General features: G+C 62.5%; 22 protein-coding genes and 1 riboswitch. Of the genes, 12 read left to right on the forward strand and 10 right to left on the reverse strand.

Features of this window, described 5'->3' with window-relative positions; all coding sequences use genetic code 11:
• Positions 1–112 precede the first annotated feature (112 nt).
• The 5 genes from cobS to O7B34_RS17945 all read left to right on the forward strand — a co-directional run bounded on the left by cobS (position 113) and on the right by O7B34_RS17945 (position 5,044).
• Positions 113–1,099, forward strand: a complete 987-nt coding sequence (cobS, locus tag O7B34_RS17925) for a cobaltochelatase subunit CobS (protein ID WP_337147284.1) — start codon at positions 113–115, stop codon at positions 1,097–1,099.
• Between the two features lie 11 nt (positions 1,100–1,110).
• A complete protein-coding gene (gene cobT / locus O7B34_RS17930) occupies positions 1,111–3,009 on the forward strand; it encodes a cobaltochelatase subunit CobT (protein WP_337147285.1) in 1,899 nt (632 codons plus the stop codon).
• Complete coding sequence (locus tag O7B34_RS17935) at positions 3,006–4,031, forward strand: esterase-like activity of phytase family protein (RefSeq protein WP_337147287.1); 1,026 nt, start codon at positions 3,006–3,008, stop codon at positions 4,029–4,031. The genes cobT and O7B34_RS17935 overlap by 4 nt, the downstream gene beginning before the upstream one ends.
• 177 nt (positions 4,032–4,208) lie before the next feature.
• Entirely contained in the window at positions 4,209–4,562 is a 354-nt protein-coding gene (locus tag O7B34_RS17940; protein WP_337147288.1) for an ArsR/SmtB family transcription factor, read from the forward strand.
• Positions 4,559–5,044, forward strand: a complete 486-nt coding sequence (locus O7B34_RS17945; protein WP_337147289.1) for an SRPBCC family protein — start codon at positions 4,559–4,561, stop codon at positions 5,042–5,044. Before O7B34_RS17940 ends, O7B34_RS17945 begins: the two co-directional genes overlap by 4 nt.
• Before the next feature lie 28 nt (positions 5,045–5,072).
• On the opposite strand, the gene O7B34_RS17950 is transcribed toward O7B34_RS17945, so the two are convergent.
• From O7B34_RS17950 to rpmB, 3 genes are all read right to left on the reverse strand, one after another.
• Positions 5,073–5,747, reverse strand: a complete 675-nt coding sequence (locus O7B34_RS17950) for a spermidine synthase (protein ID WP_337147290.1) — start codon at positions 5,745–5,747, stop codon at positions 5,073–5,075.
• Between the two features lie 3 nt (positions 5,748–5,750).
• On the reverse strand, positions 5,751–6,434 hold the full coding sequence (locus tag O7B34_RS17955; protein WP_337147291.1) for a queuosine precursor transporter: 684 nt from the start codon (positions 6,432–6,434) through the stop codon (positions 5,751–5,753).
• Between the two features lie 162 nt (positions 6,435–6,596).
• A complete protein-coding gene (gene rpmB, locus O7B34_RS17960; protein ID WP_027143515.1) occupies positions 6,597–6,893 on the reverse strand; it encodes a 50S ribosomal protein L28 in 297 nt (98 codons plus the stop codon).
• A 258-nt stretch (positions 6,894–7,151) separates the two neighbouring features.
• On the opposite strand from rpmB, the gene O7B34_RS17965 reads away from it, so the two are divergent.
• The 3 genes from O7B34_RS17965 to O7B34_RS17975 are packed head-to-tail and all read left to right on the forward strand — an operon-like array spanning position 7,152 to position 9,591.
• A complete protein-coding gene (locus tag O7B34_RS17965) occupies positions 7,152–7,940 on the forward strand; it encodes a DUF3108 domain-containing protein (RefSeq protein WP_337130229.1) in 789 nt (262 codons plus the stop codon).
• 44 nt (positions 7,941–7,984) lie between these two features.
• A complete protein-coding gene (gene yddG, locus O7B34_RS17970) occupies positions 7,985–8,920 on the forward strand; it encodes an aromatic amino acid exporter YddG (RefSeq protein ID WP_337147292.1) in 936 nt (311 codons plus the stop codon).
• Positions 8,917–9,591 carry a lysoplasmalogenase family protein gene (locus O7B34_RS17975; protein WP_027143512.1) on the forward strand — a complete coding sequence of 225 codons (675 nt, stop codon included), beginning with the start codon at positions 8,917–8,919 and terminating at the stop codon, positions 9,589–9,591. The genes yddG and O7B34_RS17975 overlap by 4 nt, the downstream gene beginning before the upstream one ends.
• Here the strand turns inward: O7B34_RS17975 and O7B34_RS17980 are convergent.
• Both O7B34_RS17980 and gloB read right to left on the reverse strand, forming a co-directional pair.
• Positions 9,588–10,007, reverse strand: a complete 420-nt coding sequence (locus tag O7B34_RS17980) for a cupin domain-containing protein (protein ID WP_027143511.1) — start codon at positions 10,005–10,007, stop codon at positions 9,588–9,590. The two genes, O7B34_RS17975 and O7B34_RS17980, sit on opposite strands and share 4 nt — an antisense overlap.
• A 22-nt stretch (positions 10,008–10,029) precedes the next feature.
• Complete coding sequence (gene gloB, locus O7B34_RS17985; protein WP_337130225.1) at positions 10,030–10,797, reverse strand: hydroxyacylglutathione hydrolase; 768 nt, start codon at positions 10,795–10,797, stop codon at positions 10,030–10,032.
• A 197-nt stretch (positions 10,798–10,994) separates the two neighbouring features.
• Here gloB and O7B34_RS17990 point away from each other — a divergent pair, with 197 nt between their 5' ends.
• From O7B34_RS17990 to O7B34_RS18000, 3 genes are all read left to right on the forward strand, one after another.
• On the forward strand, positions 10,995–11,783 hold the full coding sequence (locus O7B34_RS17990; protein ID WP_027143509.1) for a class I SAM-dependent methyltransferase: 789 nt from the start codon (positions 10,995–10,997) through the stop codon (positions 11,781–11,783).
• 142 nt (positions 11,784–11,925) lie between these two features.
• Complete coding sequence (locus O7B34_RS17995) at positions 11,926–13,743, forward strand: ABC transporter ATP-binding protein/permease (protein WP_337147293.1); 1,818 nt, start codon at positions 11,926–11,928, stop codon at positions 13,741–13,743.
• A gap of 100 nt (positions 13,744–13,843) precedes the next feature.
• Positions 13,844–14,647 carry a DUF1194 domain-containing protein gene (locus tag O7B34_RS18000; RefSeq protein WP_337147294.1) on the forward strand — a complete coding sequence of 268 codons (804 nt, stop codon included), beginning with the start codon at positions 13,844–13,846 and terminating at the stop codon, positions 14,645–14,647.
• 13 nt (positions 14,648–14,660) lie between these two features.
• Here the strand turns inward: O7B34_RS18000 and O7B34_RS18005 are convergent, their stop codons facing one another.
• The 5 genes from O7B34_RS18005 to metX all read right to left on the reverse strand — a co-directional run bounded on the left by O7B34_RS18005 (position 14,661) and on the right by metX (position 19,683).
• Positions 14,661–15,596 carry a glycosyltransferase family 2 protein gene (locus tag O7B34_RS18005; protein WP_337147295.1) on the reverse strand — a complete coding sequence of 312 codons (936 nt, stop codon included), beginning with the start codon at positions 15,594–15,596 and terminating at the stop codon, positions 14,661–14,663.
• A 286-nt stretch (positions 15,597–15,882) separates the two neighbouring features.
• Positions 15,883–16,905 carry a glycosyltransferase gene (locus O7B34_RS18010; RefSeq protein ID WP_337147296.1) on the reverse strand — a complete coding sequence of 341 codons (1,023 nt, stop codon included), beginning with the start codon at positions 16,903–16,905 and terminating at the stop codon, positions 15,883–15,885.
• Between the two features lie 78 nt (positions 16,906–16,983).
• A complete protein-coding gene (locus O7B34_RS18015) occupies positions 16,984–17,832 on the reverse strand; it encodes a Stf0 family sulfotransferase (RefSeq protein WP_337147297.1) in 849 nt (282 codons plus the stop codon).
• Positions 17,778–18,392 (reverse strand): methionine biosynthesis protein MetW, encoded by a 615-nt coding sequence (gene metW / locus O7B34_RS18020; RefSeq protein WP_140503320.1) that lies wholly within the window; start codon positions 18,390–18,392, stop codon positions 17,778–17,780. Before metW ends, O7B34_RS18015 begins: the two co-directional genes overlap by 55 nt.
• A gap of 121 nt (positions 18,393–18,513) precedes the next feature.
• Positions 18,514–19,683 carry a homoserine O-acetyltransferase MetX gene (gene metX, locus O7B34_RS18025; RefSeq protein ID WP_337147299.1) on the reverse strand — a complete coding sequence of 390 codons (1,170 nt, stop codon included), beginning with the start codon at positions 19,681–19,683 and terminating at the stop codon, positions 18,514–18,516.
• A 119-nt stretch (positions 19,684–19,802) separates the two neighbouring features.
• Positions 19,803–19,880: riboswitch (SAM riboswitch) on the reverse strand.
• Between the two features lie 136 nt (positions 19,881–20,016).
• Between metX and hisC the strand changes: the two genes are divergently transcribed.
• Positions 20,017–21,126, forward strand: a complete 1,110-nt coding sequence (gene hisC, locus O7B34_RS18030) for a histidinol-phosphate transaminase (protein WP_337147300.1) — start codon at positions 20,017–20,019, stop codon at positions 21,124–21,126.
• Positions 21,127–21,128: the final 2 nt, after the last annotated feature.

Below are 21,128 nucleotides of genomic sequence, written 5' to 3' on the forward strand. Positions count from 1 at the left end.
GTTCGTGTCGTTTTCCAACTTTCATAAGGTTGGAAAACGCTCTAAGACCGCCCCCGAACAAAATGGATTGCCGGCGAAACGCGACGTTTCGCCCGTGGAGACGTTGAGAGATATGAACAAGGTCGATCGCGACATCGCCAATCTGCCCGACACGACGGTGCCGGTGAAGGAGAAATTCGGCTTCGAGTCCAAGATGGTGGTGCCGGCCTATTCGGTGACATCAGAGCATGTGCCCGACATCGATCCCGACTATCTGTTCGACAAGGCGACGACCTTGGCGATCCTCGCCGGCTTCGCCTACAACCGCCGCGTCATGGTCTCGGGCTATCACGGCACCGGAAAATCGACCCATATCGAACAGGTCGCCGCCCGCCTCAACTGGCCGTGCGTGCGCGTCAACCTCGACAGCCATGTCAGTCGTATCGATCTTGTCGGCAAGGACGCGATCGTCGTCAAGGACGGCCTGCAGATCACCGAATTCCGCGACGGCATCCTGCCGTGGGCTTACCAGCACAATGTCGCGCTGTGCTTCGACGAATATGACGCCGGCCGTCCGGACGTGATGTTCGTCATCCAGCGCGTGCTGGAATCGTCCGGCCGCCTGACGCTGCTCGACCAGAGCCGGGTCATCCGCCCGCATCCAGCGTTCCGCCTGTTTTCGACCGCCAACACGGTCGGGCTGGGCGACACGACCGGTCTTTATCACGGCACCCAGCAGATCAACCAGGCACAGATGGACCGGTGGTCGATCGTCACCACGCTGAACTATCTGCCGCACGACAATGAAGTGAACATCGTGCTCGCCAAGGCCAAGCATTATCGCGACACCAAGGGCAAGGACATCGTCAACAAGATGGTGCGCGTCGCCGACATGACGCGCTCGGCCTTCATCAATGGCGATTTGTCGACGGTGATGAGCCCGCGTACCGTCATCACCTGGGCCGAGAATGCCGAAATATTCGGCGATGTCGGCATGGCGTTCCGGCTGACCTTCCTCAACAAGTGCGACGAGCTGGAACGTTCGGTGGTCGCCGAGTTCTACCAGCGCGCCTTCGGCCAGGATCTGCCAGAGAGCGCGGCCAACGTGGTGCTGGGCTAAGCAGAGCCTCGATGGCGGGTCCAGGCGACAACACACGCAACAAGTCGAAGACGGGGTCTGAAGCCGACAGCTTCAAGCGCGCCGTCACCGTCTGCATGCGCGCCATCGCCGGCGACAAGGAGATGGAAGTCGGCTTCGCCAAGGACAGGCCGGCGCTGGCGGGCAGCCGCGCGCGGTTGCCCGAGCTGCCCAAGAAGGCATCGAAGGCCGACATCGCGATCACCCGCGGGCTCGGCGATTCCATGGCGCTGAAGCGCGCCTGCCATGATGTTCGCATCCACAGCAAGCTGGCGCCCGAAGGCAAGGCCGCCCGCGCCATCTACGATGCGGTCGAGCAGGCTCGCGTCGAGGCGATCGGCAGCCGCGCCATGCAGGGCGTCGCCGACAATATCGGCTCGATGCTTGAGGACAAATACACCAAGGCCAACCTCGTCGACGTCAAGGACAAGGCCGACGCGCCGATCGAGGAGGCGCTCGCGCTGATGGTGCGCGAAAAGCTGACCGGCCGGCCGGTGCCGAAGAGCGGCGAGCGGCTGGTCGAACTCTGGCGGCCCTGGGTCGAGGAGAAAGCCAAGGCCGACCTCGATGGCCTGTCGGAAAAGCTCGAGGATCAGCAGGCCTTCGCCCGCGTCGTGCGCGAGATGCTCGCCTCCATGGAAATGGCCGAGGAACTCGGCGACGACCAGGAGACCGAAGACTCCGAGGACAATGACGACAACCAGCCGCAAGGCGAGGAACAGAGCGACGAGGGCGGCGAAGACGATTCCGGCTCCGAGCAGTCGCAGTCCGAGGACGCCGAGGCGTCGGCAGACGACGAGCAATCGGCGGAGACCGAAGCCTCCGACGCAACGGCCGACGATCTGTCCGACGATGACGATGCCGACGCCGAGACACCCGGCGAGGCGCGCCGCAACGACAATCCCTTCACCAATCTGCCGAAGGAAATCGACTACAAGATCTACACGTCAGCTTTCGACGAGACGGTTGGCGCCGAGGAGCTTTGCGAAGAGGAAGAGCTCGACCGGCTGCGCGCCTTCCTCGACAAGCAGCTCGCCAATCTGTCGGGCGTCGTCGGTCGGCTCGCCAACCGGCTGCAGCGCCGCCTGATGGCGCAGCAGAACCGGTCCTGGGATTTCGACCTGGAAGAGGGCTATCTCGACCCGGCGCGGCTGGTGCGCGTGGTCATCGATCCGATGCAGCCGCTGTCGTTCAAGCAGGAGCGCGACACCAAATTCCGCGACACGGTGGTGACGCTGGTGCTCGACAATTCCGGTTCGATGCGCGGCCGGCCGATCACGGTCGCCGCCACCTGCGCCGACATCCTGGCGCGCACGCTGGAGCGCTGCGGCGTCTCGGTCGAGATCCTCGGCTTCACCACGCGGGCGTGGAAGGGCGGGCAGGCGCGCGAGAAATGGCTGAAGGACGGCAAGCCGCCGAACCCCGGCCGGCTCAACGATCTGCGCCACATCATCTACAAGTCGGCCGACCATCCGTGGCGGCGGGCGCGGCGCAACCTCGGCCTGATGATGCGCGAAGGCCTGCTCAAGGAAAACATCGACGGCGAGGCGCTGCTGTGGGCGCACAACCGGCTGATCGCCCGGCCCGAACAGCGCAAGATCCTGATGATGATCTCGGACGGCGCGCCGGTCGACGATTCGACGCTGTCGGTCAATCCGGGCAATTATCTCGAACGTCATCTGCGCGCCGTCATCGAACTGATCGAGACGCGCTCACCGGTCGAACTGCTGGCCATCGGCATCGGCCATGACGTGACCCGCTATTACAGGCGCGCCGTCACCATCGTCGATGCCGAGGAACTGGCCGGCGCCATGACCGAGCAACTGGCTTCGCTGTTTGCCGAGGAAAGCGCGAAGGATACGCGGCGCGGCGGCACGCGACGGGCCGGATGATCCTTTCGCGGCGCGGGTTTCGGGACACATTTTTCGCCGCCGCCTTGCTTGCCGGCATGACTTCGGCGCCAGCCGGTTCGGCCGGCTCGGCCGCAGTTGAGCCTGTCGCAGTCTCGGCCGGCCCGATCACCGACTTCCATATTGGCGGTACCGACAAGCAGTTTGGCCAATTCGAATTCGTCGGCGGGCTGGAAATGACCTCGCCATCACGCGATTTCGGCGCGCTGTCGGCGTTCCGGTTTCTGAAAGCCGGCGGCGATTTCATCGGTGTGGCCGATACCGGTTACTGGTTCTTCGGCTCGGTGGCCCGAGACGCAGACGGGCGACCCGTCGGCATCCAGAATTTTCGCATGCAGCAAATGGTCGATCAGAGCGGCCAGCCGATCGACGAAAAACGGGAAGTCGACGCCGAAGGCCTCGCGGTCAAGGACGGCATCGCGACCGTCGGTTTCGAGCGCAACCACCGCGTCGTCCAGTTCAGGATCGACCCGGACAACATGAAGGCGCCGTTCAGGCAGCTGGATTTCCTGGTGCCGGCGCGGGAACTGCGGCAGAACCGCGGCTTCGAGACAGTCACCTATTCAAATGCCAACGGCCAGCATCAGGGCGGTCTTGTCGTGGTCTCGGAGAAGAGCCTCGATCGGGCCGGGAACATCTACGCCGCCATCATCGAAGGGCCGCGCAAGGGCGTCTTCACCGTCAAGCGCAACGGCGATTTCGACATCACCGATGGCGCCTTTCTGCCCGATGGCGACCTTTTGCTGCTGGAGCGCAGTTTCACCATGACGGGCGGCCTCAAGATGCGGCTGCGGCGCATTTATGGGGAGAGCGTCGAGAAGGGCGCCGTTGCCGACGGGCCGGTGCTGCTGCAAGCCGACATGGGCTACCAGATCGACAATATGGAAGGGCTAGACGTCTGGACCCGCGATGACGGCGCGCTGATGGTTTCGCTGATCTCCGACGACAATCAGTCGATCCTGCAGCGCAATCTCTACCTGGAATTCATTCTGCACCAGGATTGAGTGGCAGCTCCGTCGCGACGCCTATTGGCAATTTTGTCCATGCGTCGGCCATTCCCAGCGTTCTCCCTGACAGACCACTAGTCTAAATTTGAATGAGTTTGTCGACCATGACCGTGTTTGCGAAAACACTTTAGTCTGGACTTGACAATTGAGATGGTGCGAACGATACTCAAGTCCATGCTTAATCATTCAGAGATCGACGGCATCCTTCGCGCTCTTGTCGAGCCCACCCGCCGGCAGATCCTGGAACGGTTGAGCAGCGGACCGGCCACCGTCAGCCAACTGGCGGAGCCGTTCGGCATGACCTTCGCCGCCGTGCTGCAGCATCTCCAGGCGCTGGAGGCCTGCGGGCTGATCCGCAGCGAAAAGATCGGGCGGGTGCGCACCTGCCGGATCGAACCGGGCGGGCTCGCTCCGCTCGCCGACTGGATTGCCGAACGCCGCCTACCGGTGGAACGCCATCTCGACCGTCTTGGCCAGATCCTGGCCGAGACGGAAAATCAGGACCAGAAAAAGGACGAACCGCAATGAACCAGATTGCCCCCGTCAAGGACGAACATTCCGTCATCCACTCCACCTTCACCATCGAGCGGACCTATCCGCAATCGCCGTCACGTGTCTTCCATGCCTTCGCCGACAAGGCGACGGTGCGGCGCTGGCGCATCGAAGGCGATGGTTTTGCCGTTGCCGACTTCAGCTTCGACTTTCGCGTCGGCGGCGGCGAGGTGTCTCGCTTCAGCTATGGCGGCGGTCCGGAGATCAGGCTCGACGCGCAATTCCAGGACATCGTCGCCGACCAGCGCATCGTGTTTTCCTACAGGATGGCGGTCGGGCCGCAGCCTATGTCGGCATCGCTGACCACCGTGGAGCTGACGCCTTCAGGCGATGGCACAAGGCTGACCTACACCGAGCAGGGCGCTTTCTTCGACGGCATCGATTCCGCCAAGGGACGGGAGGAGGGGACTCGCGGGCTGCTGGAGGCCCTTGCCGCCGAACTTCAGCGGTCAAAATAGCCCCGGCCGCCGACGATCTTGGTCAAGATCATGAGGCTTTGGTGGCTATCCAGATGACATGGCGCGCGCCGCGCTTGCCGTTGGCGCGCGTGTTGACTTCGTCGACCGCGAAACCTGCCTGTTTCAGCCGCCGCGTGAAGCCGGCATCCGGCCCCTGCGACCACACCGCCAGCACGCCGCCCGGCTTGAGCGCGGTACGCGCGGCGGAGAGGCCAGCCGCACTGTAGAGGGCGTCATTGCCTTTGTGGACGATGCCCTCGGGGCCATTGTCGACGTCGAGCAGGATGGCGTCCCAGGCTCCGGCCCCGGACCGTATCAACTGGCCGACATCGGTTTCGCGGATGGTGACGCGGGAATCATAGAGCGACCCGGCGAAAATCTCGGCCATTGGGCCGCGCGCCCAGGCGATGACGGCCGGCACCAGTTCCGCGACAATGATTTCGGCATTGTTGCCCAGTTCGGCGAGAGCAGCGCGCAGCGTAAAACCCATGCCAAGCCCACCGATCAGCACCCTCGGCTGCCTATGGCCGGCAATTTTCTGGCAGGACAGTTTCGCCAGCGCTTCCTCGGAGCCGCTCAGCCGGCTGTTCATCAGCTCGTTGGTGCCGAGCATGATCGAGAATTCGGAACCGCGCTGTTTCAGCCGCAATTCCTGCTGGCTGTCGGGCGTTCTCGCGGAGTCCAGCTGGATCCAGGGAATCACGGCTTAGGCCGGGGCAATGGCCGGCTGGCTCCAGCGGGCGGCGAGCAGCCGGTAGGGGATCAGTGCCAGGACAGCGATGATCAGTTTCACGCTGAGGTCGCCGAGCGCCCAGGACACCCAGCGCATGGCATCGACATGAAACACGCCCATCAATGGGGCGCTTTCGAGCGCGAAACTGTCGCTTGGACCGACGAAGGCAAAGGCGGCCGAAAAAGCCACACCGAAGAACACGACGGTGTCGAACACCGATCCGACCAGCGTGCCGATGATCGGTGCCCGCCACCAGCTCTGCCGACGCAGCCGGTTGAACACGGTGACGTCGAGCAACTGCGCGGTCAGGAAGGCAGCGCCCGAAGCGGCTGCGATGCGCACCAGCCGGTCGGCTGATGTCTCGAACTCGATCAGGCCGTGACGGAACAGGAAGGGAGGGACGAGGATCGAGCACACCACCGCCGTCATGAAGCCGACAAAGACGATCCGGCGCGCCACGGCGGGTCCGTGGCGGCGGTTGGCAAGGTCGGTGACAAGGAAGGAAAAGGGATAGGTGAAGGCGCCCCAGGTCAAAACGTCGGCGAGCGACAGGCCGCCGATCTGGCCCTGCATGGGGAACTGGACGAGGATGTTCGAAGCCACGACGACAAGCGCCATGGCGGCCACAAAGGGCAGGTATCGCGAATAGGAAGACATTTTTTTATCCTGGGTAATGGAACCAGCGGAGCGTTTTGCCGAAAACCGGATCACGCTCGCTTTGTTCGAGCATCGAATCTATGGCCGCTACGCGATCTCGATCCGATACTCAGTGGCCAACAAGAGTTGGCCAGGGCGGTTGTCCCCCGCCTGAGAGACGAATTAAGCGGCAGCCTGTTCGGCGGTCTTCTTGGCGATCTGCTTCTTCAAGAGACGCGCGCGCTGCGACAGCTCCTTGACGTCGGCCTTGGCCAGGAAGGCATCGAGGCCGCCGCGATGTTCGACCGAACGCAGCGCGTTGGCAGAAATGCGCAGGCGCACATTCTGGTTCAGCGCTTCCGAAATCAGCGTCACATTGACGAGGTTCGGCAGGAAACGACGCTTGGTCTTGTTGTTCGCGTGGCTCACATTGTTGCCGGTCTGGACTGCCTTGGCAGTGAGTTCGCAGGTGCGGGACATGGTTCTAACCTTCAGTTCTCTCGTGGCCTGCCAAACTTTTGTGCCCACGCCGGGTGGCGCGCGGTTCTGGTCAGGCGGCCTTATGGAAAAGTTGGCGTTCCTTAGTTGCATTTCACCGGGGCGTCAAGCTCCGGCTTCCCCACGGAAGCGCCCGGCATTTCATATTAAGGCCGGATTTCACCCTATAAGCGGTCTCACAGGGACATGCCAGACCGGAGTCGCCCGGCTCCGGCCGAAAATCAAGGATCCGATCCCGCCATGCCTCGTTCGTCTCACGCGCTTGTTGCCGCGCTTGCCGTCGCCTTGCCGTCCGCCGCGTCCGCTGCCTCGCCGCAGTCGTTCAAGGGAGAGTACACGGTGTCGTTTCTGGGTCTCTCGATCGCGAGGTCGACTTTCTCCAGCCACTATGAGAATGGCGCCTACGCGATCGAAGGCAGTGTCTCCGCGGCGGGTCTCGCCAAGCTGTTCGACGACACGCGGGGCACGATCTCGTCCAAGGGTACGATCTCCGGGCAGAAGATGGTGCCGGAGGCATTCCGTGCCGACTACACTTCCGGCAAGAAGGCATCCTCGATCGACATTCGCTTTGCCAACGGTAACGTGACCTCGACGCAGGTCATCCCCGCGCCGGGCAAGCGCGACCCCGAGGCATGGGTGCCGATCGGCGCCGGCGACCTGGCATCGGTGCTCGATCCGATGGCCGCCACCGTCATCCATGCCGACAGCCTCGACCAGGTCTGCGGCCGCAAGGTCAAGTTCTATGATGGCGAGATGCGCGCGGACCTGACACTGACCTACGCCTCGAAAGGAACGATCTCGGTGCCGGGCTACAAGGGCGACACAGTTACCTGCCAGATGGGTTTCGAGCCGGTGGCGGGCTATCGCAAGGGCCGCAAGGCGCTCAACTACCTCAAGAACAAAAGCCGCATGATGGTGACGTTTGCACCGCTTGGCCAAACCGGCGTATATGCGCCGATCCACGCCACCGTCGGAACGCAGATCGGCACCTTGACCATCAGCGCCAGGCGGTTCGAAGCAGTACAATAAGGCACGCCACCGGGGACAGGATGGGGCGCGCCACTGGAGACAAAATGGGGCGCGCAACACTGATCGGCTTTTCGGCGGTCGCCATGTGGGCGTTGCTTGCGTTGCTGACGGATGCGTCCGGCAAGGTGCCGCCATTCCTGTTGTCGGCGATCACCTTCTCGATCGGCACGGGCGTAGGGCTTGTCGCGCGACTGTTCATGCCGGCCACCGACAGGAACCAGAAAATCCCGCCCCAGGTCTGGGTGATCGGTATTGCCGGCCTGTTCGGCTACCATTTCTTCTATTTTACCGCGCTGCGCAACGCGCCGGCGGTGGAGGCGAGCCTGATTGCTTATCTCTGGCCACTGCTGATCGTGCTGGGCTCGGCGCTGATGCCGGGCGAAAAACTGGCTTGGAATCATGTCGTCGGCGCGCTGCTCGGCCTTGCCGGCACCGTGCTGATCGTCACCAAGGGTGGCGGCCTGGCCTTCGACGCGCGCTATGCCTTCGGCTATGCCATGGCGGCCGTCTGCGCCCTGCTATGGTCGTCCTATTCACTGCTGTCGCGACGTTTCCCGTCGGTGCCGACCAGCATCGTCACCTGGTTCTGCGCGGCAACCGCCGTGCTGTCGCTCGCCTGCCACCTGGCGCTCGAGGAAACAGTGCTGCCTGACGGCGCCGGCCAGTGGCTGGCCGTGCTCGGGCTCGGCCTGATGCCGGTGGGCGCTGCCTTCTATGCCTGGGACATCGGCGTCAAGCGCGGCAACATCCAGGTGCTGGGTGCCGCAAGCTACGCGGCACCGCTTTTGTCGACACTGGTGCTGATCGCGGCCGGCGTCGCCGAGCCTTCGTTGCGCATTCTGGCCGCCTGCGTGCTCATCACGGGCGGCGCGGCGCTGGCGGCAAAGTCGCTCTTCTTGCGCAAGCCAGCGGCGACCGGGAGCGGAGCCAGGGCATCCGAAGGCGGAGCCAGGGCATCCGAAGGCGGAGCCAGGGCATGACGATGCCGTTTGCCGGCGGCATCGACGCCAATGCCAATGCAACGCTGATCTTTTCGCTGGTGGCGGCGGTGATCTATGCCTTCACGCTTGGCATGCGGCCGACGCTGGCCCGCTCGGCGGCAAAGACGCTCGCCGTGGCTATGCTCGCCGTACTCGCCGCAATCCAGGGCGGCCCGCTGCTGCTGGTCGCCGCCCTTGCGCTGAGCGCGGTTGGTGACGCCTTCCTGTCGCGCGACGGGGAAAAGGCATTTCTCGGCGGGCTGGCGAGCTTTCTCGTCGCCCACATCGTGTATGCCGCGCTGTTCCTGCGTAGCGGTGGCGGATTGGAGTTGCTTGCCGCCGAATCCTGGCTGGGCGCGATTGCACTGGCCATGGCGGTGTTCGCAATTGTCATGCTGGCGGCGCTCTGGCGCCGTGTCGGTCCCGGCCTGCGTATTCCGATCGCCGCCTATATCCTTGCGATCCTGGCCATGGGCATGTCGGCGCTGACGACAAACAGTAGCTGGGTGATCGGCGGCGTGGTGCTGTTCATGGCATCGGACGGGCTGCTCGCCACGGAGAAATTCCTGGTCGCCGCCATATCACCGCAGCGCGCCTTGATGCGCCTCGTCGTCTGGGTGCTGTACTACGCCGCCCAGCTCGCGATTACCCTGGGTTTCCTGCTGGGTTAGGGCTGCCAGCCCGGCTCGGCGAGTTCGAAGGCGGCGAAATCGAAACCTGGCGCGACGGTGCAGCCGACCAGCGTCCACTCGCCCAGGCTGCGCGCAGATTGCCACCAGCCTGCCGGCACGACGATTTGCGGCCGTTCGCCCGCCGCGAGGTCGATGCCGAGAACCTGCTCGATAATGGCGCCGCCTTCTTCCCACATCGACAGCGCCAGCGGGGCACCGGCATAAAAATGCCAGACCTCGGCGGCGTCCCTGACCCGATGCCAGGCCGAAAGCTGATGCCGTTCCAGCAGGAAATAGATGGCGGTCGAATGACCCCGCGCACCGCCGGCTTCGTCGCGAAAAGTTTCCGCGTACCAGCCTCCTTCCGGATGCGGCTTCAGTGCGAGCGTTGCTATGATTTCCGCGGAACTGGTCATCGGCAGAAAGCCAACACGGCGCTCAGAAATTGTCCTTGCGCTTGCGGATCTCGGCGAAGACCTCGGCATCTCCAGCCTTCTCCATGCCCAGATGCTTGCGGATTGCCGGATCGTGCCAGCGCAGGAAGGGATTGGTCGACAGTTCCTCGCCGATCGTCGTCGGCAGCGTCGGCTTGTTGTCGACCCGCAGCGCCTCGATCCGCGCGGCGCGCTCCTTCAATGCCGAATTGGTGGGGTCGACGCTCAGCGCGAAACGGGCATTGGCGAGCGTATATTCGTGGCCGCAATAGACCGTCGTCTCGGCCGGAAGAGCCGCAAGCTTCTTCAGCGATTCGTACATCACCGGCGGCTTGCATTCGAACAACCGGCCGCAACCCAGCGCGAACAGCGTATCCGCGGTGAACGCCACTTTCGATGCCGGCAGATGGTAGGAGACATGGCCGGCGGTATGTCCGGGCGTGGCGATCACCTCGATGCGCTCATCGCCGAGATGAAGGATGGAGCCTTCTTCGACGGTTTCGTCGATGCCGGGAATCTTGGCCTTTTCCGCCTCCGGCCCGACGATGCGCAACTTGAAGCGCTCCTTGAGCGCCAGATTGGCCTCGACATGGTCGACATGGTGATGCGTGGTCAGGATCATCGTCGGCGTCCAGCCGGTGCGCTTGATCGCGGCCAGGATCGGCGCTTCCTCGGGCGCGTCGATGATTGCGGTCTGGCCGCTTTCGGGATCATGCACCAGCACACCGAAATTGTCGGTGCGGCACATGAACTGTTCGATTTCGACCGGCATCGCATCTCTCCCTTTACCGCTGCAGACATAGGGTGCCGCTGCGTGAATGTCATCCCGGATGTCAAAGCGAATGACATCCCGGATGTCAAAGCGAATGACGTCCGAATGTCATCCTGGGATATCAAATTGACATCTGGGATGCCGCCCGCTGTGGACCTTTTGTTGAATCCGCCCGACATCACGGCTACATCCCTGACATGCATTCCGACATCGTCGACCTTCGCTCCTTCTATTCGACAACGCTCGGCCGGTTCGCCGAGCGTTCGATCACCATGGCGCTATCGTCGATATGGGCCGCGGTGCCCAATGAGCGGCTGGTAGGTCTCGGATATACCTTGCCCTGGCTGGAGCGCTTCGGCTCCGACGCCGAGCGGGTCTTCGCCTTCATGCCGGCGACCCAGGGCGCCGTGGTTTGGCCGGCGACGGGGCCGACGGCAACGGCACTGGTGTTCGACGAGGAGCTGCCGCTGGTCGATTCCTGCATCGACCGCATGCTGCTCGTCCATTCGCTCGAACATGTCGAGAACCCGCGCGAGACGCTGAACGAGATCTGGCGGGTGCTGTCGCCGGCGGGGCGCGTCGTCATCGTCGTGCCCAACCGGCGCGGCGTCTGGGCACGCTTCGAACATACGCCGTTCGGCAACGGCCGGCCTTTCTCACGCGGGCAGCTCACCGAACTGCTGCGCGAGGCGAATTTCACGCCCGCCGCGTGGTCCGATGCCTTGTTTTTCCCGCCATCGCGACGGCGCTTCATGATGCGCTTCCACAATGTGCTGGAGCGCGCCGGCCGGCGGCTGTGGCCGATCTTCTCCGGCGTCATTGTCGTGGAAGCGCAGAAGCGACTTTATCAAGGCGTGCCGGTGGCCCAGCGAGCGTCTCGCCGCGTCTTCGTGCCGGTGCTGTCGCCACATGGCGCGACACGGCTCGGCCGGCGGGCCGAGGGAAGCGGTGCGGCATCGTCGGCTCGGCAAGCGACACCGTCGTGATCGCGATGGAAACTTGCATCGCGCGGCATCTTTCTGACCTATCTGTGGTGCTGGGCTCGCAAAGTGGTTGAGGGGTTGCCGCCGTCGGCTCCCTTAATCTCATCCGGTTTCAGCTTCGCTACTTAACGCAAGGACCTCGGCTATGGCTGATCAACTGGACAATCAGGCCACCGTTCAGCCGGTCGCCGTGGTCAGCAGCCTGCGCGATCAGGTGGCGGCGATCAAGCGGGCGCTGATAGAATCGCCGGTTCGCAAATGGTTGCTGTGGACGTCGGCCGGCATCATGGCCGTCATCGTCGCGACGTCGATTGGCCAGGTTCTGCTCAATCGCTGGAACCAACCCTTTTACGATGCGCTCGCGCGCCGCGACATGGCCGCCTTCCTGCATCAGCTTCTCGTCTTTGCAATGATCGCCAGTGGGCTGCTGGTGCTCAACATCGGCCAGACCTGGCTCAACCAGATGATCCGGCTGAAGTTGCGCGAGGCGCTGACGCTGGATTTGATCGACCAGTGGATGCGGCCGGCGCGTGCTTTCCGGCTGGCCAATGCCGGCGCCATCGGCGTCAATCCCGATCAGCGCATGCAGCAGGATGCCGCGCATCTGTCGGACCTGTCGACCGATCTTGGTGTCGGCCTGCTGCAGTCCTTCATCCTGCTGGTGTCTTTCGTCGGCGTGTTGTGGGAGCTGTCTTCGGGTTTCGTGTTCCACATTGGCGGCTGGTCGCTGGCGATACCGGGCTACATGGTCTGGGCGGCGTTCCTCTATGCCGGCACCGCCTCCTGGCTGAGCTGGCTGGTCGGGCGGCCGCTCATCCGCCTCAACAGCGACCGCTACACGCGCGAAGCGGAGCTGCGCTCCTCGATGGTGCGCGTCAACGAGAATGTCGATGCCATCGCGCTGTACCGTGGCGAGAATGATGCCAAGCGACGGCTCGAACTCGACCTCGGCACGGTGCTGGGTGCCATGCGGCGCATCTACACCGCCCAGATCAACCTGTCCTGGGTCACCGATACTTATGGCTGGATCACCGTCGTGGCGCCGATCCTGGTCGCCTCGCCGGTCTATTTCTCGGGCGACATCAGCTTTGGCGGACTGATGATGGCGGTCGGCGCCTTCAACCAGGTGCATTCGTCGTTGCGCTGGTTCATCAACAACATCGGCAGTATCGCCGACTGGCGTGCCACGCTGATGCGTGTCGCCGACTTCCGCATCGCGCTCGATGAAACCGATGTGCTGCACGACAAGGAGAAGCGTATCTCCTTCGATCAGAACGCCAATGGCAGCCTGACGTTGGAGAAACTCCAGGTGGCCTCGCCGGAGGGCTGTACGAAGCTCTCCGACCAGCATGTCGAAATCCATGCCGGCGAGCGCGTGATGATCACCGGCGAGCCCGGTGCCGGCAAGACGCTGTTCTTCCGCGCCATTGCCGGCCTGTGGCCATGGGGGAGCGGAAAGATCGGCATGCCGGCGGGAGAAGCCCCCATCTTCGTGCCTCGTGTCCCGTATTTCCCGGCTGGCACGCTGCGCGAGGTTCTTGACCATCCCTATGGTGTTGCTCCGGCAAGCGATGCCGATATCTCGGCGGTGCTTGGCGAAGTCGGCCTCGGGCGGCTGTCATCCTCGCTCGACCGGTCGGCCCGCTGGGAGCGGGAGTTGGGCGATGACGAACAGCGATCGCTCGCCTTCGCCAGGCTCGCCTTGCGGAAGCCGAAATGGGTGGTTATCGATGAAGCGATGGATGCATTCGACGGCCCGTCGCTAAGGCGCGTGCTATCGCTGCTGGATAAGCATCTGAAGGACGCCGCGATCATCAATATCGGACGCGGCCTGCACAACAATCAGTTCTTCCCGCGGTCCCTGACGATCGTGAAGGATACCGGCGCGCCGGCCCTGAAACCCGCCCCCGTCCGGGCAGGTGCCATCGAACCGCCGCCAGTCGCCGCACGGCGCAAGGCATAGAACAGCCGGCATTCGGACCGGCCGGGCGCGCGCCTGCCACAAGCTTTATTTCGCCGTGATCGCGAGCGATGTTGCGATCGAAACATCGCTTGTGCTGGCCATGCTTGAGATAATGAGCCTGCTTGCCTGCCTGGCTTGCGCCGAGGCCGCTCCGGTTCCTTCGGCGCCGGATACGCTGACCGTCGACGTCGAACTGGTGCTGGCGGTCGATATCTCCCTGTCGATGGACGAAACCGAGTTCGCCCTTCAACGCGCCGGCTACGTAGAGGCGCTGCGGCATGCCGATTTCATCGAGGCGGTCCGTTCCGGCCATACGGGCCGCATTGCGCTCGCCTATTTCGAGTGGGCCGGCACGGTGCGCGACGACGCGGTCATCGGCTGGCAGATCATCGACGGCGCCGAGAGCGCCAACAGCTTTGCCGACAAGCTTGCGGCCCGCCCCTTCCGGAGTTTCCGCGGCACCTCGATTTCAAGCGCGCTTGCTTTCGGCACCCAGCTTTTCGACGGCACCAATTTCGCGGGCGAACGCAGCGTCATCGACATATCTGGCGACGGCCCCAACAATATCGGGCCGCCGGTCACCGTGACGCGTGATGCGGCCATTGCCAAGGGCATAGTCGTCAACGGCCTGCCGATCCTGATCAAGCCATCGCCGACCTTCAGCCATCTCGATCAGTATTATGCGCAGTGCGTGACCGGCGGACCTGGTTCCTTCGTCCTGCCGATCCATGCGGCCGCCGAATTCTCGACGGCGATCCGGCGCAAGCTGATTCTGGAAGTCAGCGGCATTCAGGACAAGCCCAAAATCACGCCTGTCGAGATGGACGCCCCGATCGACTGCCTTCTGGGGGAACGGGACAGGCGGTTCCTGTCGGATCCCTATTTCCCGGAACTGGACCGATAAGCCTGGCCGTGGGTCAGGCAGGCCGGGCGCCAAACTCGTTGCGGAACGTGTTGAAGAGATCGCGGCGCCAGCGCCGGCCCTGGACATAGCCGTTGACCAGTTCCGGCAAGGAGTAGCCGAGCGCCTTCGACGACCGATTGGCCATATAGCCATCGAACGCCTCCGGTATCCGGCCCCTGAGAATATCGGCGATGATCTGCCGTGAGATCATGTAGGGCGGAATGTGCGGGTAGGAGCGGGCGATATGCGGGTGCTTGCCCATCAGATTGGCATAGGCTTCGACATAGCCTGTCCTGCGGCCCGAAATCGAATTCTCCGAATTGTATTTCGTCCAGTCGATATCTCCCGACAATTGCGCGCCGAACCGCTGCGCAAGGCGCAGCAGCAACTCCCGGTCCTGCATCCGGGTGATGTCGCTGTCATAGCCGCCAACCGCTAGCAGGGCCTCGCGGCGGGCCGATATCGCCGAGCCGGCGATGAAGATCGTCTGCGCCACAAGCGTGCGCTCCAGTACCATGGAACTCACGAATGCCTCGGGATTGATGCAGTTGGTGGCGCGGCCGCTCTTCAGCGAGACGTATGAGCTCAGCAATACTTCGAGCGACGGATCGTCATCGAACCGGGCCAGCGTGCGCTCAAGCCGGTGCGGCAGGTAGACGTCGTCGGAATCGAGAAATGTCACCACGGGGGTCCGCGCACGTTCGATGCCGGCGTTCCTGGCGGCGTTGGCGCCGCGCCATTTCGCGCCGACATAGATCAGCCGCGGATCGCTGACGCGGGCGAGCGCCGCCTCGGTTCCGTCGGTCGAGCCATCGTCGACGACGATATGCTCGAACCGCGGCATGCTCTGGGAAAGCACGCTTTCGACGGCGCGGAGCACCGTTTCGCGCCGGTTGTGGGTCGGTGTGATGACCGTGATGAGGGGCGGCTGCTCCGTCTTCCCGGTCATATCGCGTCAGCCGTCTTCAGCGCAAAAACACACTTCGCGCCAGGTCCTTTGATCTTCAGGATGGTTGAACGGATCGGACTTCCCCCTGGATGGCCCTCATCGGATTCGGCACGACGCTACAAAGAACAACCTGTTATGTCATCCTATTCTGCTGTCGTTCGACCGACAAGGCGTGATGAATTCCGGCTCCTGGAGCTTCAACTGCAACACCATCGCTGTCTTCCATGCTTGCGAAGTGGCGTTGACGATCAATTTCAAGGGCGATCGAATCCACCGCTAAAATCAGCTAGCTGTGCCCGACATAGTCGGGCACGATCTCGATGTCGTCGCTGACCAGGCCTGTAGCGAGACTGAACTGGCCCCAAAACGCCAAACTGTAGAATGCAAGGCCGACAAGAAGGGAAAATGGAATCTGCCAAAGCGGCATCCCCGTGCCCCCGGCATGGCCGATAATCCGTCTTATGGTGCGCCATGACATGGTGAACCAACGGCTGAAGGACTTGACGATCCGTTGCGTGCGGCCAGTCGATTTGAGCTCCACGAACTTTCGGTCGGCGTCTCTGCCCGTGACCAGGGCGCGCCAGAAAAAAAATCGCCAGCCCCGCGGTGAGTAATGGTAGACGCGTGCGTTGACATTACGAATTGTGCGGCCTTCGCGTTGCAGTTCGCGCATCAGCAATGTGCACGAGACCTTGAAGCCATTGTGTCTTGGAAAAGGATGATCGACGATCCAGTCGCGCTGAAACCCTACATTGTTGGCGTTCATCGCTCGTTTCGAGGCAAACCGCTTGTCCCCGTGAGCCATTGGGAAAAACCAGATCAGTGCAAACGTCCTCGAAAAGAAATCATCGTATGAAAGATAAGTATATCCGTTCACACACATAACTTCTGGATCGCTAAAGGGCTCAAGCAAACCTGATAGCCAGCCTGGTTCGGCCACTACATCGGAATCGGTGAAAATGACGATATCCCCGTCCGTTGCCAATATGCCGTTGTTTTTTAGATCGTAGTATCGGCCCCCGGGGGAAGCGGTAAAGATCAGATCGGCAACTTGTTCCAGCTGTGGCGCTACCGCCCTGACGTCGATACGAAGCGATCCAGCGTCGGCGTCCGTGCCGCCGTGAGAGATAACAACCTTGGGTCTGTGCAAGCCGGCTGAAGAAACCGTGGTGATTTCACGTGCCAAGGCCTTCAGGCCAACGCCGACTTCGTCCCAATCGATGGACTTGGCGTTCTCCATCTCCACCACGAGGGAATATGTTGTGTGTGGTTCAACCATTTCCGCATGGACCATATCGCTGCGTCGCACTGGCGATAGTCCCTGCAAGTCGGCCTAAAGGCAACCCTTTCAAGATCACGCGGGGATGTTTCCCAACAATACTGACGATCAGCCACCTCCACCAAATCGGGACCAAAGGGAACCGCGAGTGCGGTCAACCGGGAATCTTGAAGTGTCTGAATATTGCGCCAAGAAACGCTGCCGCCATTCTACATTGACGGTGTCTCGTTGAATTGCGAGGCCGGACGCAAAGCCAAATCCGACGTCACGGCCAAGCTCGGCGTCAACGAGACCAGCGATTTTCTTAAGATTGGTCTGCGGGTCTTGCAAAAGATCCTCATATGTCAACGACAGGAAAGGCACACCGTTTTTTGCAAACCAGAGATCCCAAACCAGATTTTCCAGCACAAGTTTATCAAGCGACTGTGCGATCGCCGCGCCGTCGTAACGTGGCGCGTTATTGGCGGTCTCGGTAGAACGGAATCGGCCGGTCTGACGGGCGCGCGCCCAGGAGATTGCCTGGCCAAGGAGATCGCGGCGCGTCAAACGGACATAGCGCAATTCTGGGAGGGTGGCTGGTAAGTCGATGGTTTTAGCCACTTGGGAAAATTGGCTGGCAAACAGTTTGGCTGCGTAAATTCCGGAAGCGGATCGCCCATCCCTCAATGCCCGCAAGACTTGGGCGCGGGGATCGCGAGGATAGTTCGGCAATTCAAGAAGACGGCGGCCGCCGAACCACTCCAACGGGTTGCCAAGCCCGGCGGCTGCCATCAATCCAGCGAGATGATTGCTGCCGCTGCGCGGTGACGTGCAGACCAGAATTCCAGCCTTTATGCCAGACAGGAGGTCAGGTGGTATTTCAACCGGAAGAGGCCGTCTGCGAAAGAGATGCATGGCAACCACTACCGCTTCAGCAGGAACACAGCCTGCTGGCCGAAGAAATTCCAGAACCACCATGGCATCGACAGGCCGATCTTCTGGCCGTTTGCGTCGAGCGCGGTCGCCTTTTCCACCGTCGCGCCAAGCTCTTCGCACAGATTGACGAAGTCGCGGATGGTGCAGAAGTGGATGTTGGGCGTGTCGTACCAGGAATAGGGCAGATCCTTGGTCACCGGCATTCGGCCCTTGACGAACAGCGACAGGCGCACCCGCCAATGGCCGAAATTGGGGAAGGAGACGATCGCCCGATTGCCGATCCTGAGCAGTTCGTCGAGCACCAGTTTTGGATTGCGGGTGGCCTGCAGGGTCTGCGACAGGACGACGAAGTCAAAACCCTTGTCGGGATAGAATTCGAGATCCTTGTCAGCATCGCCCTGGATGACCGAGAGGCCGCGCGCCACGCATTCGTTGACGCCGCGCTGCGACAACTCGAGCCCGCGGCCGTCGACCTGCTTGCTTTCCTGCAGCAATTCGAGCAGCGAGCCGTCGCCGGAGCCGACGTCGAGCACGCGCGATTGCGGCGGGATGAGGTTGGCGACGACCTCGAGGTCGACGCGCTGGCTGCCGTTGACGCTCATGGTTTCGCCTCCTGAGTGGCGCACGACCATGGTCGGGAAAGTCCGCAACTCTTCGGGGTCATGGCTTCGCCTTTCTGTTTGGCGCATGACCTTGGTCCGAAAAGTCTGCAACTTTTCGGGGTCATACGCCCAGCCCCCTGGCGCGCGCGGCCGAGCCGATGAAGCCGTTGATGGCGGCAAACAGTTCCGGTTCGTCGAGCAGGAAGGCGTCGTGGCCGCGATCGGTCTCGATCTCGACGAAGGATACCGAGGCGCCGGCGGCGTTGAGCGCATGGACGATGGAGCGGCTCTCTTCGGTCGGAAACAGCCAATCCGACGTGAAGGACACCAGGCAGAAGCGGGTTTTGGTGCCGGCAAAGGCGTCCGCCAGCCGGCCGCCATGGTCGGCGGCGAGGTCGAAATAATCCATCGATCGTGTCATGTAGAGGTAGGAGTTGGCGTCGAAACGGTCGACGAAGGTCATGCCCTGGTGGCGCAGATAGCTCTCGATCTGGAAATCGGCATCGAAGCCGAAGGTCAGCGCTTCGCGGTCCTGCAGGTTGCGGCCGAATTTGCGGTGCAGGGCGGCTTCCGACAGATAGGTGATGTGGGCGGCCATGCGCGCCACCGCCAGCCCCTTTTCCGGGCGCTTGCCGTGCTCGAAATATTTGCCGCCATGCCAGTCCGGATCGGCCATCACGGCCTGCCGGCCGACCTCGTGAAAAGCGATGTTCTGTGACGAATGGCGCGCGCCGGTGGCGATCGGCAGTGCCGAAAAAACCCGTTCGGGATAGCTCGACGCCCATTGCAGCACCTGCATGCCGCCCATCGAACCGCCCAGCACGCAGAACAGCTTCTCGATGCCGAAATGGTCGACCAGCATCTGCTGCGCACGCACCATGTCACGGATGGTGATGACCGGAAGGTCGAGCCCATAGGGCTTTCCCGTGGCGGGGTTGGTCGAGGCCGGCCCGGTGGAACCAAGACAGCCGCCGATGACGTTGGAGCAGATGACGAAGAAGCGGCTGGTGTCGATGATCTTGCCGGGGCCTATCAGCACTTCCCACCAGCCTGGCTTGCCGGTCACCGGATTGGTGCTGGCGACATGCTGGTCGCCGGTCAGCGCATGGCAGACGAGGATGGCATTGGAACGGGCGTCGTTCAGCGTGCCATAAGTCTGGTAGGCGATCTGGAATGGCGACAGCAGCGTGCCGGCGTCGAGCTTGAGCGGCTTGTCGGGGCCGAAACGCAACAGCGGGCTCGACGGTTGGTCGGCCTCGTTGTTGGTCTTTCCTGCACGCAAAACAGCCATCACGTCTCTCTTGCTGCGCCGTGCTTTTGCGGAAATCGCTGCCGATCTCCGCGCCGCCGATGCGTTCGTCCGGCCGGTCGCGGACAATAAAAAACCGGCATTGCCTTCGCAAAGCCGGTTACGTCACGCAAACGGCCCTTTAGCGAATTGTTTAACGTGGCTGCAAGCCGACCGGCCAAATCACCACGGAACTGTCCCTGTCCTTCTAGAACTCACCCGCCTCGCCGTCAATGCCGGCGGCCGGCACCACTGCCGCCCCTCGACATTGCCTGCCATGGCTTGTATTTCCGCAGCGGCTTCCGGATGGAGGCGTTTTCGACGGATTTTGCAAAAATGAACCAGACACCTGATCAGGCACGTCCGACCCCGCGCGCGGGCATCATGGACATAGACGCCTACGTGCCCGGCAAGAGCACGGCGCCGGCCGGTGTCGCCAAGGTCTACAAGCTGTCGTCGAACGAGAATCCGCTTGGGCCTTCGCCGAAGGCGATCGAGGCCGCGCGTGAGGTCGCCGACAAACTCGACGTCTATCCCGACGGCACCGCCAGGCGGTTGCGCGAGGCGATCGCCGAGGTGCATGGCCTCAACGCGCAGAACATCATCTGCTCGAACGGTTCCGACGAGATCCTCGGCCTGTTGGCGCAGACCTATCTCGCGCCCGGCGACGAGGCCATGTTCACCGAACACGCCTTCATGGTCTACAAGATCTATATCCAGTCGGCGGGCGCCACCCCGGTGGTGGTCAAGGAGACCGACGAGCGCGCCGACATCGATGCGATGCTGGCGGCTGTCACACCGCGCACGAAAATAGTGTTCCTGGCCAATCCCAACAACCCGACCGGCACCTATGTGCCGTTCCAGGAGGTGCGCCGGCTGCATGCCGGACTGCCGAAAAACGTGCTTCTGGTGCTCGACGCGGCCTATGCCGAATATGTCCGCCGCAACGACTATGAAGCCGGCATAGAACTTGTCGGCAGCGCTGAGAACGTGGTGATGACGCGCACCTTCTCCAAGATCGGCCTCGGCGGCGCGCGCATCGGCTGGATGTATGGTCCAATGCACATTGTCGACGCCATCAACCGCGTGCGCGGCCCCTTCAACGTCAATGCGACGGCGATCGAAGCCGGCATCGCCGCGATCCGCGACCGCGCCCATGTCGAGCGCAGCGTGGCGCATAACGAGACCTGGCTCACCTGGCTGAGCGAAGAGATGACCGGGCTCGGACTGCGGGTGACGCCGAGCGTCGGCAATTTTCTGCTCATTCATTTTCCCGACGACCAGAAGCATTCGGCGGCGGCTGCTGATGAGTATCTGAGCGCGCGCGGCTATATATTGCGGGGCGTTTCAGGCTACGGCTTTCCCAACGCGCTGCGCATGACCGTCGGCACTGAAGAGGCCAATCGCGGCGTTGTCGCCGCGCTCACGACATTCCTGAAAAGCTAGAA

It is taken from the genome of Mesorhizobium sp. Cs1299R1N3 (assembly GCF_037179625.1).
Classification (GTDB): Bacteria; Pseudomonadota; Alphaproteobacteria; order Rhizobiales; family Rhizobiaceae; genus Mesorhizobium; species Mesorhizobium salmacidum.